14 protein-coding genes are annotated in these 14,954 nt (G+C 67.3%); 7 read left to right on the top strand and 7 right to left on the bottom strand.

Features of this window, described 5'->3' with window-relative positions:
* Positions 1 to 201 precede the first annotated feature (201 nt).
* The gene (locus OG394_RS36830) at positions 202 to 1,209 is read right to left on the bottom strand and encodes a hypothetical protein (protein ID WP_328991916.1); all 1,008 of its coding nucleotides are present in this window, start codon (positions 1,207 to 1,209) and stop codon (positions 202 to 204) included.
* A gap of 98 nt (positions 1,210 to 1,307) precedes the next feature.
* Between OG394_RS36830 and OG394_RS36825 the strand changes: the two genes are divergently transcribed.
* From OG394_RS36825 to OG394_RS36815, 3 genes are all read left to right on the top strand, one after another.
* Positions 1,308 to 1,901, top strand: a complete 594-nt coding sequence (locus OG394_RS36825; RefSeq protein ID WP_328991913.1) for a TetR/AcrR family transcriptional regulator — start codon at positions 1,308 to 1,310, stop codon at positions 1,899 to 1,901.
* A gap of 136 nt (positions 1,902 to 2,037) precedes the next feature.
* The gene (locus OG394_RS36820) at positions 2,038 to 2,844 is read left to right on the top strand and encodes an ABC transporter ATP-binding protein (protein WP_328991912.1); all 807 of its coding nucleotides are present in this window, start codon (positions 2,038 to 2,040) and stop codon (positions 2,842 to 2,844) included.
* Positions 2,841 to 5,342: an FtsX-like permease family protein gene (locus tag OG394_RS36815; RefSeq protein WP_328991911.1), complete on the top strand. Its 2,502-nt coding sequence runs from the start codon at positions 2,841 to 2,843 to the stop codon at positions 5,340 to 5,342. The genes OG394_RS36820 and OG394_RS36815 overlap by 4 nt, the downstream gene beginning before the upstream one ends.
* 158 nt (positions 5,343 to 5,500) lie before the next feature.
* Here OG394_RS36815 and OG394_RS36810 read toward each other — a convergent pair whose 3' ends face one another.
* From OG394_RS36810 to OG394_RS36800, 3 genes are all read right to left on the bottom strand, one after another.
* Positions 5,501 to 6,409 (bottom strand): nucleotidyltransferase domain-containing protein, encoded by a 909-nt coding sequence (locus tag OG394_RS36810; RefSeq protein WP_328991910.1) that lies wholly within the window; start codon positions 6,407 to 6,409, stop codon positions 5,501 to 5,503.
* A 193-nt stretch (positions 6,410 to 6,602) separates the two neighbouring features.
* Positions 6,603 to 7,214, bottom strand: coding sequence for an NADPH-dependent FMN reductase (locus OG394_RS36805; RefSeq protein WP_328991909.1), 612 nt, complete (start codon positions 7,212 to 7,214; stop codon positions 6,603 to 6,605).
* Positions 7,215 to 7,306: 92 nt separating this feature from the next.
* Positions 7,307 to 7,987 carry a DedA family protein gene (locus OG394_RS36800; protein WP_328991908.1) on the bottom strand — a complete coding sequence of 227 codons (681 nt, stop codon included), beginning with the start codon at positions 7,985 to 7,987 and terminating at the stop codon, positions 7,307 to 7,309.
* A gap of 131 nt (positions 7,988 to 8,118) precedes the next feature.
* Here OG394_RS36800 and OG394_RS36795 point away from each other — a divergent pair, with 131 nt between their 5' ends.
* From OG394_RS36795 to OG394_RS36780, 4 genes are all read left to right on the top strand, one after another.
* Entirely contained in the window at positions 8,119 to 9,300 is a 1,182-nt protein-coding gene (locus OG394_RS36795) for a sensor histidine kinase (RefSeq protein WP_328991907.1), read from the top strand.
* Positions 9,291 to 9,935, top strand: a complete 645-nt coding sequence (locus OG394_RS36790) for a response regulator transcription factor (protein ID WP_328991906.1) — start codon at positions 9,291 to 9,293, stop codon at positions 9,933 to 9,935. The genes OG394_RS36795 and OG394_RS36790 overlap by 10 nt, the downstream gene beginning before the upstream one ends.
* A gap of 79 nt (positions 9,936 to 10,014) precedes the next feature.
* Positions 10,015 to 10,977, top strand: a complete 963-nt coding sequence (locus tag OG394_RS36785; protein ID WP_328991905.1) for a phosphotransferase family protein — start codon at positions 10,015 to 10,017, stop codon at positions 10,975 to 10,977.
* A 48-nt stretch (positions 10,978 to 11,025) separates the two neighbouring features.
* On the top strand, positions 11,026 to 11,331 hold the full coding sequence (locus OG394_RS36780) for an ArsR/SmtB family transcription factor (RefSeq protein ID WP_328991904.1): 306 nt from the start codon (positions 11,026 to 11,028) through the stop codon (positions 11,329 to 11,331).
* A 44-nt stretch (positions 11,332 to 11,375) separates the two neighbouring features.
* Here OG394_RS36780 and OG394_RS36775 read toward each other — a convergent pair whose 3' ends face one another.
* The 3 genes from OG394_RS36775 to OG394_RS36765 all read right to left on the bottom strand — a co-directional run bounded on the left by OG394_RS36775 (position 11,376) and on the right by OG394_RS36765 (position 14,878).
* Positions 11,376 to 11,735 (bottom strand): VOC family protein, encoded by a 360-nt coding sequence (locus OG394_RS36775; protein WP_328991903.1) that lies wholly within the window; start codon positions 11,733 to 11,735, stop codon positions 11,376 to 11,378.
* A 111-nt stretch (positions 11,736 to 11,846) separates the two neighbouring features.
* The gene (locus OG394_RS36770; RefSeq protein ID WP_328991902.1) at positions 11,847 to 12,677 is read right to left on the bottom strand and encodes a MerR family transcriptional regulator; all 831 of its coding nucleotides are present in this window, start codon (positions 12,675 to 12,677) and stop codon (positions 11,847 to 11,849) included.
* A gap of 257 nt (positions 12,678 to 12,934) precedes the next feature.
* The gene (locus OG394_RS36765) at positions 12,935 to 14,878 is read right to left on the bottom strand and encodes a ricin-type beta-trefoil lectin domain protein (RefSeq protein WP_328991901.1); all 1,944 of its coding nucleotides are present in this window, start codon (positions 14,876 to 14,878) and stop codon (positions 12,935 to 12,937) included.
* Positions 14,879 to 14,954: the final 76 nt, after the last annotated feature.

Raw genomic sequence — 14,954 nt, 5'->3', positions numbered from 1 at the left:
CATCGCGTCGGGCCGCTCGACCGCAGGGAAAACAGTCGGCCTAGTCCGTGAACTTAGGAGGCTCCGACGGCCGAAGTCAATGGTTGGCAGACAACGTTGTCGCCGCCCCAGCGGGACTTTGACGTAACAATCCGATCACCCTGGCCGCTGACGGCCGGTGACCGCCGCCTACGGGTACGGTCACCATTGCCAGGTCCGCGCCTAGGTGGTGCGGCGGCTGCGCGCGGAGGCGATCGCGACCAGGATCAGACCGAAGGCCAGCCAGGCGGCCAGCACCAGCAACGAACGACCCACACCGGCGCCATCGAAGAACGAGACCGAGCGAAGCGCCGTACCAGCTGCTCCCGGCGGCAGGTATTGCCCGAAAGCTCCCCAGCCACTCGGCAGCATCTCCGGCGCACTGGCCAGACCCGACAACGGATTGCCCAGGAGCATCATCGTGGCGGCGCCGAGACCGAGACCCGGTGATCCGAGCAACCATTCGAGGCCGAGCAGGGTCACCGAGATGGCCGCCACCGAAAACGCGATGATCGAGGCGTTCGCCCAGTAGTTGCCGCCGAGCGAGCCGAGCCAATACTGCAGTACGGCGGTGAGCGCGAGGGCACCCGTCACGGAGAAGGCCAACGCGCCCACGATCCGGCGAGCGCCTGCGCTGACGAGCTGGGTCAACGCCACCGCGGCCAGGATCCCGCCGAGCACCAACGGCAACGCGCCCGCGGCCAAACCGGCACCTCGGGGATCGTCCGCCGGCACCGGGACCACGTCAGTGACGGGAATGACCGTGCCGGGCTGCTGCTGGGCAAGCCTGGTCGCGAGCTGCGTGAGGATCTGCGCGACGGCCGGGCTCGCCGCCGAGGCGGTCAGCACCTCGGGCCCCTTCTCGCCGACCACGATCGCGCCGTACACCTCGCGGTCCTTTATCGCCTCGACCGCGGCGTCGCGGTTGGCCTCGGTCTTCAGTTCGAAGGCGCCGGGCATCGCGCCGTTCAGCGCCGTGGTGATCTGGGCTGCGACCGGCGCTGGCGCCGCGATGGCGATCGGCAGATCCCGCGGCGCGGAACGGGTGGCGGGCCAGGCGAACGCGATCAGCAGCACGGTCAGGACCACCGTCAGCAGCGTGACCACCGCGGCGACGGGCGGCTTGCGCTCCGCCTTCGGTGGGCCTTCCTTGGGGGACTCCGTCGGGATTACGGAGGGGTCCGCTGTCATCGCTGTCTCCTAAACCGAATGCTCGTTCTCTTGGATTTCGAGCCTGGCAGCGAGGGGCTTACTTGTCAAGAACGGACATTCGTTTTATTGTTCACGCCATGCCCAAGGTCACTGACGAACACCGCACTGCCAGGCGCAGCCAGATCGTGATGGCCGCGCGGCAATGTGTGATCCGGCAGGGCTTCCACAAGACGACGATGGCCGATGTCATCAGCGCCTCCGGCCTGTCCGCAGGTGCCGTCTACAGCTATTTCAAGAGCAAGGACGAGTTGGTCGCGGCCATCGCCGACGAGGCCCTCGGCTCGGTCGACCAGGTCTTCCGCGCGATCCTTTCCAGCACCGAGCCGGTCACCCCGGTCGCGGCCCTGCGCAGTGCCTTGGAGTACGTCGTCGAGGTCGCCGATCACCCGGACGGCGACGTCACCCGCGTCGGCGTCCAGGCCTGGGCCGAGGCGCTGCACAACGACGCGATCATGGCCACGGCCAGCGGGAAGTACGCGATGCTGCGCGGGCGCTTCGTCGAGGTGGCCGATCGCGCGAAGGCCGATGGCACGATCGCCGCGGACGCTGATTCGGAAGAGGTCGCGCAGGTGCTGTTCGGGCTCATCCCGGGGTTCATCCTGCAGCGGCTGATCCTTGGCGATGTGACTCCTGCCAGCTATAGCGCGGGTTTCGCCGCTCTCTTCGCCTGACCCCGCTGGCGTTTGGCGCCAGTCTGTTGGGGAGTTTTGTCTACCCCTGATGGCGGTTCAGCGCCCTGGGGACGCCGGTCGCGGATCCGTAGCGTCGGTCGCGCTGACGAAGTACGACGCGAACCGAGGGGCGATCATGAGAAACAAGTACGAGCGCGGGACCGATGCGGTGGACGCGGTGGCGTTGCAGGCTGTACGCCGGGTCTACGGTCGCGGCGGTAATGCCGTCGCCGCGCTCGACGGGGTGACCATCGGCTTCGCCCGGGGCACTTTCACTGCTGTGATGGGCCCGTCGGGGTCCGGTAAGAGCACCTTCCTGCATTGCGCGGCCGGCCTGGATCGGCCCACCTCCGGGTCGGTGTCGATCGACGGCACGCCGCTGGCCGAGTTGAAGGAGGCCCAGCTGACCAGGCTGCGCCGCGACCGAGTCGGTTTCATCTTCCAGGCGTTCAACCTGCTGCCCGCGTTGACGGTCTGGCAGAACGTCACGCTGCCGCTCGAACTCGGCGGCCGCCATCCGGACCGCCGGGCCGTCGCCGCCGTACTGGACCGGGTCGGACTCGGCGACCGGCACAAGCACCGGCCGGCCGAGTTGTCCGGTGGCCAGCAGCAACGAGTCGCGATCGCTCGCGCGCTGGTCGCACGGCCCGCGGTGATCTTCGCCGACGAACCGACCGGCGCCCTCGACACCCGGACCGCCGCTGACGTACTCGACCTCCTGCGCGGACCGGTACACACCGACGGCCAGACCGTGGTGATGGTGACGCACGACCCGGTCGCCGCGTCGTACGCCGATCAGGTCGTCTTCCTCGCCGACGGCGTTCTGGTCGGCAGCCTGATCGCCCCGACGGCCGAGCAGATCGCGGACCGGATGACCCACCTCGGCGCCTGGGCCGACCGTTCCCCTGCCCTTGCTGTGGTTTCTGGTGGTGAGGTCCGATGATCCGCCTCGCCCTTCGTACGCTGCGTTATCGCAAAGGTGGATTTGTCGCCACCTTCGTCGCGGTAGCCCTCGGCGCCGCGATCGTGATGGCTTGTGGCGGTCTGATGGAGACCGGCATCCGGTCCAACATCCCCGCCGAGCGGTACGCCGCCGCGCCGATCGTGGTCGCGGCCGAGCAAAGCCATCGCTGGCAGGCCGGCGACGAAACCCACGCTGTCCCGCTACCCGAGCGGGTCCGGCTCTCCTCTGACCTTGTTCCCATCGTGAGCGCCGTCCGCGGCGTCACGGCGGCCATTCCCGACATCTCGTTCCCAGCCGTTGCCCTGGACAACAACCAGCCTTTGTCCGGTACGGCGCCGGGGCTCGGCCACAACTGGGCGGCGGCCAGTCTCGCGCCGTACCGCCTTGTCACTGGTACGGCGCCTGCGCGGCGCGGGGACGTCGTACTCGACTCCGCGACCGCCACACGTCTGAAGGCTTCGCCAGGGTCTTCGGTACGTCTACTCGTTCGCGGTGAGCCCCGTAGCTTTACTCTTCGCGGCATCGCCGACGGCCCTGCGGCAGCCAGCTTCTTCACCGCCGCCGAGGCCTCGCGGTTGTCCGGACGGCCGGGTCAGCTCGACGCGATCGGCGTGACCGTTGCTCCCGGCACCGATATCACCGCGCTTCGCAAGCAGATCGACTCGGCCGTCTCGGGCCGGGCTGTCGCCTTGCAGGGCACGGAACGCGGGCTCGCGGAACATCCCGAGTTCGCCGATCGGGAGAACCTGATCGCGTTGGCCGGCTCGCTCGGCGGTATCGCCGCGATGACGATGATGTTCGTGGTCGCCTCGACTTTGACGCTGTCCACGCAGCAGCGGCAGCGGGAACTCGCGTTGCTGCGCACGATCGGCACCACGCCCGGGCAGGTACGCCGGATGGTCCTCGGTGAGGCCATGGTCGTTTCGCTGCCTGCCGTGTTGATCGGTTGTCTGCCGGGGCTTGCGCTCGGGCGGTTCCTCTTCGATCGGCTCGCGTCTCAGGGCGTGACGTCGCCGCTGATCAGTTACGAGCAAGGGTGGATCCCGCTCATCGCCGGTGCCGGTGCGGCCGTACTCGCGGCCTTCGGCGCGGCCGTGATCGCCGGACGTCGCGCCGGGAAGGCCCGCCCGGTGGAGGCCCTCACGGAAGCCGGTCTCGGCCGGAAGTGGTTCACCTGGACGCGTTTGGTCGCCGGTCTGCTCTTCCTCGGCGGTGCCGCCGCATTGCTGATCATCACCGCCACCGTGATGAGCGGTCCGCTGGCGAGCGCGACGGCCGGACCCGCGGTGTTGTGCCTGGCGATCGGTGTCGCGTTGCTCGGTCCGGCCATGACGGGCGCCGTGCTCGCGTTGGTGCGCTGGCCCGTGCAGGCGATGGCCGGCGTCAACGGGCGGCTCGCCATACGCAACGTCACCGCCCGCACTGTCGCGATGTCCGCCGCGGTGATGCCGGTCATGCTGGCCACCGGTATCGCGACGGCCAACCTCTACATGCAGACGACTTCGGTAGACGCTGCCGACAAGGCCTTCACCGCGGACCTCCGCGCGGACGCGGTCCTGGTCTCGACCACCGGCGGCCTGACCCCGGACCTGCTCGACACGGTACGACGTACGCCCGGCGTGGCGAGCGCCTCCCCTTACGTACGCAGCCTCGGCGTGATCGACGAACCCGCGCGCGGCCGAACCGAAGACGGCTGGCCCCTGCAAGGCATCGGCAACGACGGCACCACCCAGGTCACAGTGGCCTCGGGATCCCTGCAGGCGTTGACCGGGTCGACCGTGGCGCTGCCGACCACTTTGGCCAAGAAGATCGACCGGCAGCCGGGTTCGACCATCACCATGACTCTCGGCGATGGCACTCGCGTCGACCTGCGGGTAGTCGCGACGTACGAGGCTCGGCGTGGCTACGAAACTCTGCTGCTCCCGGCGACCTTCCTCGCTTCGCACACGACCAACGGTCTGGCGGACCAGATCCTGATCCGCGCCGAACCCGGCGCCCAGCCGGCCTTCGCCTCGCTGCCGCCGGGTGTCGTACTCGCGGATCGGCAGTCGTTGATCAAGAGCAACCAAGAAGGCCTGCAAACCCAAGCGTGGGTGAACTACCTACTGGTCGGCATGATCATCGCCTACACGGCGGTCGCGGTCCTCAACACACTCGCCTCTTCGACCGTACGACGCCGTCGCGAGTTCGCGCTGCAACGCCTGACCGGCTCAACCCGCCTGCAGGTACTCCGCATGATGACAACCGAAGCCCTCCTGGTAGCCGCCGTCGGCCTCGCCCTCGGCACCTTGGTAGCCGTCGCCTGCCTCCTCCCCTTCAGCCAATCCCTCTCCGGCTCGGCCCTCCCCAGCGGCCCGATCTGGATCTACCTGGGCATCGCCGCCACCGCCATCCTCCTAACCCTCACCGCCACCCTCCTCCCAACCACCCTCTCCCTCCGCTCCCACCCCGCCCAAGCCGCCGCCCGCGCCGACTAACCCGTCCTCTCCCCCACCCTGAGCCCGACCCGGCCCCCGGCTCGGGCTCAGGCTGTCGCGCTACCTCGCCTTACCCGCCGCCTCGCCCCACGCGCCGCCTCGCCCTACCCGCCGCCTCGCCTTCACTCGCCGCCTCGCCTTCACTCGCCGCCTCGCCTTTACGCACCGCCTCGCATGAAGACGAGGTCGTTGCCCCAGGCATCTAGAACCCCACCATGTCCGGCCGCCCGCGCGTGCGGCTCCAACTCCCTGAAGAGCTCCCGAACAACCTGAGCCACATCGTCGAAATACACCCGCACCAACCGCGACAGCAGCTCATCGCGCCCCCGCTCCGGCCGACTCAGCGGATAGCGCTCCAACTCCCAAGCCAGGTACTTGTTGTACGGCCGAACCCGACCGTGCAAAGCGAAGACGTACGTGAGGTAGTGAGGGATGGCCTCAGCCCCATCCATCCGGGCGCCGACCTCGTTCCCATCGCGGTCGTTCTTCAGACAGCGATACACGCTGTTGAGAAAGGCATCAAGCACTCCCGGCGCCAACTGGCCCGCCTCAGCCTCCGCCAGCCGCCCTTTCTCCGCAACCAGCCCAGCGATCAACCCATCGGCAGTGTCCTTGAGCACCTTGGCACCCCTAAAGGCATACCGATTCCACTCAGCCCCAGAACCCGCCAACGCATGCGTCCGAAACTCCCCCAACGCCATCGTCGACACATCCAACCGCGCATCCCGCCGCGCCTCACCATCCAACCGCTCCCCCACCTCATCCCCCACCACCAACAACACGTCGTAGTCGGAGTACTCAGTAGCCGTCCCTTCCCGAGCCCGCGACCCACTCAGCACCACCCCAACCACCCCCGCATCCCCCTCAACCCGCCCCACCAACGCCGCAAACTCCCCACTACCACCCTCAGCCCCACCGACGCTCTCGGCCTTCAGGCAGAACGTCTCCTTCCCATGCGACGCCACGGCCTCGCTATCGCTACCGGTCTGAGTCGCGCTGACGGTCTCGCGCGCGCTGGCGCTCTCGGTCTTGGTATCGGTCTCGGTCTCGGTCTCGGTCTCGGCCACCCCCTCAACCAACCACGCACCCAAGGCCGCACGCACACCATTTCCCTCATGCCAGGCCGCTCGACACACGGGCCTAGGTGCGCGTCTATCTAGCGTGTTCGCGTCAAGCGACGGGCACACGGTTATCGGCACGCTCGGGTCAAGCGGCGAGCTCGCAAGCGTCGGCGGGTCGCGGCTAGCGGCGGGTTTGCGGCTAGCGGGCGGGGGTCGGTTCGGCTACGGGTTGGAGGGCGATGGTGGCGGCTTGGACCAGGCCGGCGTTGTGCCGGACCCAGGCGGAGACCGCCAACTGCAGGTCTTCCAGGTCGCGCTCCTCGAGTGCCACTGGAGGTGTGGGCACACTCGCCCCAAGCTCCGCCAGCACCGGCCGCAGGTGCAAGTCGGCCAACAGGCGATGTGCGGGCGACGCCGAGATCGTCACCGGGACCACGACCGATCCGGCCAGCGCATGTGGTGGCAATACGTCCAGGAACGACTTGAGCAAACCGGTGTAGCTGCCCTTGTAGACAGGCGTCGCCAGCACCAGCACCGATGCCGAGGTGGCCAGGTCGATCGCGTCGGCCAAGGCGATCTGGTCCTCCGACTCCCCCACCTGCTGGAACAACGCGGGCGCGAAAGTGACGAGATCGACCAGCGCATCGACCTTGAACGGCGCACCGAGCTCGGAAGCCAGCAGCTCCGCCACGGAGGTTGCCGCGGTCGCCGTCCGCGAGGCGGGCTTCGGATTACCAACGACGGTCACGACGGACTGCGGCCAGATCGGCGGATCGGGCACGATCCGGGGCTCGAAGGCGACTGATGGCATCGGGTAGGTCTCCCAGCAAGAGATCGGACGCAGATGGCGACCTGGTCAACACCCGCGTGGTGATGCTCCGAGCCTAGTCAAAGTCGAGCGCGCTACTCGACTTTCTCACTGGCTGGACGTTTGCTCCGGATCCGGCTGAATACGAACCACGCGAGCGACCCGACCACCGCCACGATCACCACCTTCTGCAGAACCCCGACATACTGCTCGATCAGGTGCCACTGCTCACCCAGCTGATACCCGGCGATGATCAGCAGGCTGTTCCAGATCAGACTTCCGACAGCGGTGAGGCCGAGGAACAACGGCACACTCATCCGTTCGACGCCGGCCGGGATCGAGATCAGGCTGCGCACGACCGGGACCAGCCGCCCGATCAGCACCGCCTTCGGCCCATGCCGCGCGAACCAGCCCTCGGCTTTGTCGACGTCCTCGATCTTGACCAGCGGCAACTTGCCGACCAGCGCTCTAGTCCGTTGCCGCCCGAGCCCGGCGCCCACCCCGTACAAAAGGAGCGCACCGACGATCGAGCCGAGTGTGGTCCACACGATGGCGCTGACCAGGCCGAGTTCTCCCCGGTTGGCGGCGAAACCCGCCAAGGGCAGGATCAACTCGCTCGGCAACGGTGGAAACAGGTTCTCCAAGGCGATCGCCAGCCCGGCGCCAGGGCCGCCGAGCTTCTCCATCAGGTCGACGGCCCAGCCGGCCACGCCACCCATCGGTTCATCGATTGCCGCAGCTGCCTGCGAGGTCACCACCACATTCGTCCAGATCATGTCGTCAACCCTAGGAATGCGGAATCGCCCGCACACTGAGGTTTGCCACCCGATTGGCGACGCTTTTCCACAGTACTGAATTGTGGAAAACCACAGTTTGCAGAGCCTTCTCGCCGACTAACCTCGGGCACATGACAGTGGCAGCGTTGATACGACGAAGCGGGCGGACATTGCTGGGCGTCGCGCTCGGGTCGTATAGCGCCGTGCTCGAGCTGATATTCCTGATCTGGGCCGGCCCGATGCTGCTCGCAGGCAAGGCGATCCCCGCGCTGCGCCCCCCGGTGTTTCGTTGTGCGAGGCAACTGACCAGGCTCGAGCTGTGGCGGCTCGACCGGTTCGGGCCTCATCCAGAGGTCGGCCCGTTCACCGATCGCGCGGCACTGAGGTATCTGGCGGTTCGCTGTGTCGTCGGCTTCCTCGGCGCCATCGTCGTCCTCTTACTATTGCTCGGCCTCGCGGTCGCCGGATCCATGGTCAGCGCCTGGGTGACGGGTGGCTCGTGGAGCATGGTCGAGGACGGCGGCGGTGTCAGCACACCGACGATATTGCTCGCAGCCGTGCCTGGGATCGTGTTGCTCTATCTGGACATCACCGGCCTGAAGGGTGTCGCCGATCTTGAGGTGTACACGGCCCGCCGATTCCTGGGTCCCACGGCTGCCGAGTTGCTCCAGCGCCGAGTCTCGGAGCTGTCGATCAGCCGAGCCGAAGTGGTGCAGGCGGTGAACGATGAGCGTCGCCGGATCGAGCGCGACCTGCACGACGGCGTCCAGCAACGACTCGTCGCTCTCGGGCTCCTCCTCAGCCGGGCGCGCAACAGCGGGGACGCGGCGAAGTCCGCCGACCTCGTCCGGCAGGCTCACGAGGAGTCCGAGCAAGCCCTGCACGATCTTCGAGATGTCGCCTGGCGGGTCTACCCCACCGTTCTGGACCAGCTCGGCCTGCACGACGTGCTCATCGACGTGGCGGATCGCGCAGGCATCCCGGTCACCTTGGCGTACCAGCTCCGCAGCAGACCACCAGCAGCCACTGAGACCGTCGCCTATTTCGTCATTTCCGAGGCGGTCAGCAATGCCGTCAAACACTCTGGCGCCGATCGGCTCGAGATCACCGTCACCCCGATAGGACGGCCCATGCAGGATGCTCCGGAGTCGATCGCCGTGATGATCGCGGACAACGGCCGCGGCGGCGCGGATCCGGGCGGGCGCGGCCTGACCGGGCTGGCCGGGCGCGTGGCGGCGACCGACGGCCACTTCGAAGTGATCAGTCCGCCCGGCGGGCCGACGACCATCTGGGCGGAGCTGCCATGCGGGTGATCCTGGCCGAAGACGCCACGCTGCTGCGCGAAGGGCTGGTGCGCCTTCTCGAGGACGAGGGGCACGAGGTCATCGCCGCGGTCAGCGACGGTGAAGCCCTGGTCAAAGCGGTGGCCGCGGATCAGCCGGATGTCGTGGTTGTCGACGTTCGGATGCCGCCTACCCATACGGACGAAGGGCTGCGTGCCGCGTTAGAGATCCGCCGCCGCTGGGCGGACGTGGGTGTGCTGGTGCTGTCGCAATATGTCGAGCGTTCGTATGCCGCTGAGCTGATCACCGCCGATGCCGATGGCGTGGGCTATCTGCTGAAGGACCGAGTGATGCGAATGGAGGAGTTCCTCGACGCCCTGGAACGGGTCGGCAACGGCGGCGCTGCCTTCGACCCCGAGGTGGTCCGCCAACTGCTCACCCGCAGCACGCATACCGATCCCCTCGGCAGCCTCACCGGCCGGGAGCGCGAGGTGCTCGACCGGATGGCCCAAGGCCATACCAACGCGGGTATCGCCGGCGAACTCTTCATCTCCCAAAGCGCCGTCGAGAAGCACGTCAACGCCATCTTCGACAAACTCAGCATCGCCCACACCTCCGGCTACAGCCGCCGCGTGCTGGCCGTCCTCAGATACCTCGACTCATGACGAACCCACTGAGCAGCCGGTCAAACGGTCGCGGCCGACAGGCGGGCGCGGGCGCGGGCGGCGCACCATGATCGACGCGGTGACGGCGATTGCGCAGAAGTACGGCGTGATGCGGGAGCAGGTGGTGAGCGTGCCTGGTGGGGTGGCGAACCACGTCTTCATGCTTGGGGACGAGCTGGTTCTTCGGATTCCGCGGAGTGCCGACTTCGTGGCGGATTTGCGCAAGGAGGTCGGCGTCATCCCAGTGGCCCGGAAGGCCGGCGTGCGGACGCCCGGGATCGTTGAGTTCAACGAGAGCCTCGATCTGATCGAGTCGCCGTATCTACTGCTCGAGCGGCAACCCGGCACAGACCTCGCAACGCGGAACACCACGGCAGTGCACACCGGCGCGGGGCACACCACCGCGGGACACTCCGCTGCGGGGCACATCGCCGCGGGGCATATCGCGACTCCGCGGACGGCGGACGGGCTGTGGGGCGAGCTGGGGCGGGAGCTCGATGCGTTGCATCGGATGACGCCGGATTCGGTTGGCGCCTTGGCGGGCGTGCCGATCGACCGGCCAGGTGATCCACGGCCGGGTGTTGGGGATCTCGTCCGGCGCGGATACCTCGATGCCGGCACGGCGCGGTGGCTGGTCGGGTGGTTCGACCGGCTGGAGGCGGGATTCCCCGCCGACGAGCGCGTCGTACTTGTGCATGGGGATATCGCCCCGCAGAACCTCATGGTCGATCCGCAAACCGGAGACCTCACCGGCCTGATCGATTGGGGTGATGCCGCCTGGGCCGAACCGGGCATGGAGTTCGCGAAGCTGCGACTTCGGGATGTGGCCGCCGTCTTGAGTGGCGGGCGGTACGGCGAGGTGGATCCGACAGCGATCGCGGCCCGGGCTCTTTGGTATCACCTCAGCTGGGGCGTGTCCGGCCTCGCCAAGGGACCCCGTCCGAGCGAACGGCATTGGACCGCCCCACCCGCCAGCCGATTACTCGGGCTACTCGAGTTCTTCGCCAACGACCCGCCAGCGCCGTGGCACGCCCTCGTCTGACCGGCCCGCGCAGTACGGATTGCGTGCCGGAGCGGTTATATTGCCGGTATGGCAACTACGTTCGAGGTGCTCGCGGAGCCGCGGCGTCGCCAGATCCTCGACCTGTTGCGAGGCGGCGAGCGGCCCGTCGGGGATCTGGTCGACCACCTGGGCTTGAGCCAGCCCGCCGTCTCGAAGCACCTGAAGATCCTTCGCGACGCCGGGCTGGTCGTAGTGCGGCAAGACGCGCAGCGCCGGTGGTATCGCCTGCGGCCCGAGCCACTCACCGAGATCGACGCGTGGCTCGAGCCCTACCGCGACCTTTGGCGCGACCGCCTGTCCGCCCTCGAGCGCCACCTCGACACCATGGACTGAGCCACTGGAACGGGCACCGCTGGATCCACCGCAACTCGCTGGGGTCAGGCGCGGATCTCGGCCACGTCGAAGAGGTTGCCCTCGGGGTCGGCGAGCGTGACCCAGTGCGCGCCGTACTCGTCGTACTCGTTGAGACGTTTGGCGCCCAGGCCGACGAGCCGGTCTACCTCGGCGGACCAGTCGTCGCTGGCCAGGTCCAGGTGCAACCGGTTCTTGCCCGCACGCTCCTCCGGCACCTGGATGAACATCAGCACCGGCGACAAGGCCGGCTCGGCACGGCCGACGGTCGCGAAGAACTCGTTGCCCTCGGCATCTACCGGACGCTCGAAGACCCCGGACCAGAAGGCGGCGAGGCCGGCGGCGTTGGCCGCGTCGAAGGTAACGTGCTCAAGCTGGATGGACATGGTGGAACCCTTCTTTGGTCAAACAACTGGTCGGATGCAACTACTGGGCAGAGCAACACCGCAGCAGAGGAACACCGCGGCAGGGGAATTGCCGGGGCGGGGGCACGGGAATTACTGGCCAGACTTGGTGACAGCCGGAATGGCCTGGATCGGCCAGCACACGTCGGTGCGGAAGGCCGTCTCGTCGGCGGTGGCGTCCGGCCCCACGACGTACAGCTCGCGGATCGGGCCCGGTGCCACCTCGCAGTACTCGGCGACGTGGCTGCCGAGTGCGCCGTACGTGCGGTCGAAATCGTTGAACGGTCCGTCATGCGGCGTGACCGCGAAGAACCCGGCCGGCAGGTCGGTCAGCCCCAGCCCGTCGTACGGCGTCTGGTCGGGCGCGACCGGAAGGAAGGCCATCACCTCGCCGATGTCGTCGGTGAAGAAGCCATCGCCGTACGTCGCACCGGCCGTGGCCGTGATGCCGAGTGCCCCGGCCGTTGCGCCGAGGCGGCCGAAGGTGGTCTCGCACCAGACGTCGATTTCGGCCCGATCGACCTGTGCGGTGATCGTGAGCGCGCGGAAGGCGGGGATGAACCGGTACTCCACCCGGGCCGCCGGCACGGCCAGCGTCAGCATCGACCGCAAGGACGCGATCACCTGCTGCGTCCGGACGAGTTCGCCCTCCATCTGATCCAAGTGCGCGCGCAATGCGACATCCCGTGACGGCACATCCGGCGCCTCGACCACGGCCCGGACCTGCGGCAGCGGCATCTTCAGCTCGCGCAAGCGGCGGATCAGCTGCGCCACCGCGACTTGGGACGTCTCGTACTGCCGGTAACCCGAGGACGGGTCGATCCGGGCCGGCTGCAACAGGCCGATGTCGTGATAGTGATGCAGCGTCTTCACGCTCAGATGCGTGAGCCGGGAAAACTCCCCGATGGTCACCGATGCGGTCATGGGACCAGCATTCACCCTCCGGCTACCGGAGGGTCAAACGCGGAGGCCCAAAAAACCTCACCGGCCCGCGAATAAACCATCGCGAGCCGGTGAGGTCCCTCTTGTAGTCCGCCGTAGTCGTACAGGTCGACTGCCGTCCCGCCGGCCGAGTTGACACCGACTAGGTCCCGTTGGCTCCGACTACGTCCACACAGGTTCCGGTGGCCTCGGCCGCCTGAGCCGGGCTAGCAGCCGACACGCCCGCAACTACTCGACTACTACAAGTTCCACTTCTGATTGGCAGCACCAGAGCAGGACCAGATCTGGAGTGGTGTGCCGTTGGCAGAGTTATTGCCGGTCACATCGAGGCACTTGTTGGCTTGTGGATTCACTAGATCCTTAGAGGCGGTGTAGCTCCACTGTTGGGCTCCACTGCCATTACAAGTCCAGAGCTGCACCTTCGCTCCATCGGCGACCGAGCCCGCACTGACGTCCAGGCACTTGCCGAGCGCCCGCAGGGTCCCGTCGCCCGGACGGTTCCACTGCTGGGCAGAAGTCCCGTTGCAGTCGTACAGGTTCACCGCGGTGCCGTCAGCGCTGTTGGCCCCAGCGACATCGACACACTTGCCGGCCAGACCGGTGATCTGTCCAGTGGTTCCACCGCCGTCACCGCTCTGAGAGCCAGACCACGTGAACGTCGCGGAGGTCTTCGTCGGCAGCGTGTAGACGAACGACTGACTCCCCCAGTTCACCCGAACCGACTGCGAACCACTAGTGGTGTTGAAGGCGATCAAGGCCTTCGAACCGTCAGGGTTCTTCCACGCCACGTTCTTCACGGCACTGTTGGCGTTGGACTCGATACGAGCCGCACCCGGCTTCACGAACTTCGTCAGGTGGCCCATCGTGTAGTACTCGACGGTCTTGTCGACCTGACCCGGCCGGCTACCGCCACGCTGGATCGTCACGAGGCCAGTGCAGACGTTGCACCCGGCACCGACGTACGGAAGCATGTTCTGGTCTTGGCCGAGGCTCCACTTCACCCAGGACTTGCTCCAGTTCCGGGTGTAGTCGATCAGGTTGTTCATGTCCTCGACCTGCTGGTTCGGGATCCACGTACCGCCCGAGTGCTCGGTCATGTAGTGGTTGACCGCCGGGTACTGGTTGTGGACCGTCGTCTGCAGGTTCACGTCACCGCCGTAGCCGTGCCACGCGATCCCGCCGAACAACGGGTCGTTGCGCAACGCCGCGTCGGCCAGCGGGACCGAGCCGAGGTCGTTGTAGTTGCCCCAGTTGTAGTCCAGGATCATCACCTTCGTGGTGATGCCGGCCGCCCGAAATGCCGGGATCAGGTGGTTCTTGGTGAACTCGAGCAGACCCGCGCCGTTCCAGTTCATCGACGCGTAGCCGGTGTCGTCCGTACCGCAACAAGTCGGCTCGTTCTGCACGGAGACGTAGTCGATCCGGTTGCCCTGGGCAGCGTTCTGCTGCACGTACTTCACGAAGTACTGGGCGTACATCGGGTAGTACTCCCACTTGAGCCAACCGCGGTTCGTGAACTTGTTGTTGTCCTTCATCCAGGCCGGCGCACTCCACGGCGCGCCCTTGACCTTGAGCGCCGGGTTCAGCTGGCGGGCCTGTTTCGTCAACGGCACTACGTCCGTGAGGTCGTGGTTGATGCTGAAGTTGCCGAGGTCGCAGCAGGTGTCGTCGTACGAGTAGTTGAACCGGGCAAGGTCCGAGGCGCCCATCGGGTTGCGCATGAACGCGAGGCCGATGCCGTTGACCGGGTCGAACAGGTCGCGCATCACCTGGTTGCGGGTGGTCGCGCTGATCGTGTTGCTGCTGTTGAGCAACCAGGCGGCGCTGTCGGTGAAGGACGCACCGCCACCCTCGAACGTCTGGTACGTCGTGTTCTCGTTGACCGTGATGGTCTGGTTGGCGCTACCACCGGCCGGGCCGAAGTTTACCGGCGTCTGCTGCTGCAGCCCTCGGGTCACGTTGCGGCCTGCGCTGTCGTTCGTGGTGGTGAGCCAGACGTTCACCTGCTCACCGGCGGCATATGCAGGGTCCGCAGGTTTTACGACGGTCAGACCTGCGGCGACAGCGCAGACTGCGGTCAGTCCGGAGATCAGGGTGCGGGCGCGCGGACGTCTGCGCCGGAAGGCCCGGGCGACCGGGGAAGGGCGGCGGTCGCGCCGGGGGTGCGGGGCGGATCGGGGCATGGCGGAATCTCCCTTTGTGCCAAGGGCTTCTACAGGGCGGGCGACCAGCTGGGTCATCCCCGAGTTCCCGGCGTCT

This window comes from Kribbella sp. NBC_01245 (assembly GCF_036226525.1).
In the GTDB taxonomy this organism is placed as follows: domain Bacteria; phylum Actinomycetota; class Actinomycetes; order Propionibacteriales; family Kribbellaceae; genus Kribbella.
This window is presented reverse-complemented; position numbering and strand designations above follow the sequence as displayed.

Excerpts from the sequence above, each read along its gene's own strand:
- OG394_RS36825 (WP_328991913.1), top strand. The coding sequence starts at position 1,308 with ATGCCCAAGGTCACTGACGAACACCGCACTGCCAGGCGCAGCCAGATC.
- OG394_RS36795 (WP_328991907.1), top strand. The coding sequence starts at position 8,119 with ATGACAGTGGCAGCGTTGATACGACGAAGCGGGCGGACATTGCTGGGC.
- OG394_RS36790 (WP_328991906.1), top strand. The coding sequence starts at position 9,291 with ATGCGGGTGATCCTGGCCGAAGACGCCACGCTGCTGCGCGAAGGGCTG.
- OG394_RS36815 (WP_328991911.1), top strand. The coding sequence starts at position 2,841 with ATGATCCGCCTCGCCCTTCGTACGCTGCGTTATCGCAAAGGTGGATTT.
- OG394_RS36800 (WP_328991908.1), bottom strand. The coding sequence starts at position 7,987 with ATGATCTGGACGAATGTGGTGGTGACCTCGCAGGCAGCTGCGGCAATC.
- OG394_RS36765 (WP_328991901.1), bottom strand. The coding sequence starts at position 14,878 with ATGCCCCGATCCGCCCCGCACCCCCGGCGCGACCGCCGCCCTTCCCCG.
- OG394_RS36780 (WP_328991904.1), top strand. The coding sequence starts at position 11,026 with ATGGCAACTACGTTCGAGGTGCTCGCGGAGCCGCGGCGTCGCCAGATC.
- OG394_RS36770 (WP_328991902.1), bottom strand. The coding sequence starts at position 12,677 with ATGACCGCATCGGTGACCATCGGGGAGTTTTCCCGGCTCACGCATCTG.
- OG394_RS36820 (WP_328991912.1), top strand. The coding sequence starts at position 2,038 with ATGAGAAACAAGTACGAGCGCGGGACCGATGCGGTGGACGCGGTGGCG.
- OG394_RS36775 (WP_328991903.1), bottom strand. The coding sequence starts at position 11,735 with ATGTCCATCCAGCTTGAGCACGTTACCTTCGACGCGGCCAACGCCGCC.
- OG394_RS36830 (WP_328991916.1), bottom strand. The coding sequence starts at position 1,209 with ATGACAGCGGACCCCTCCGTAATCCCGACGGAGTCCCCCAAGGAAGGC.
- OG394_RS36805 (WP_328991909.1), bottom strand. The coding sequence starts at position 7,214 with ATGCCATCAGTCGCCTTCGAGCCCCGGATCGTGCCCGATCCGCCGATC.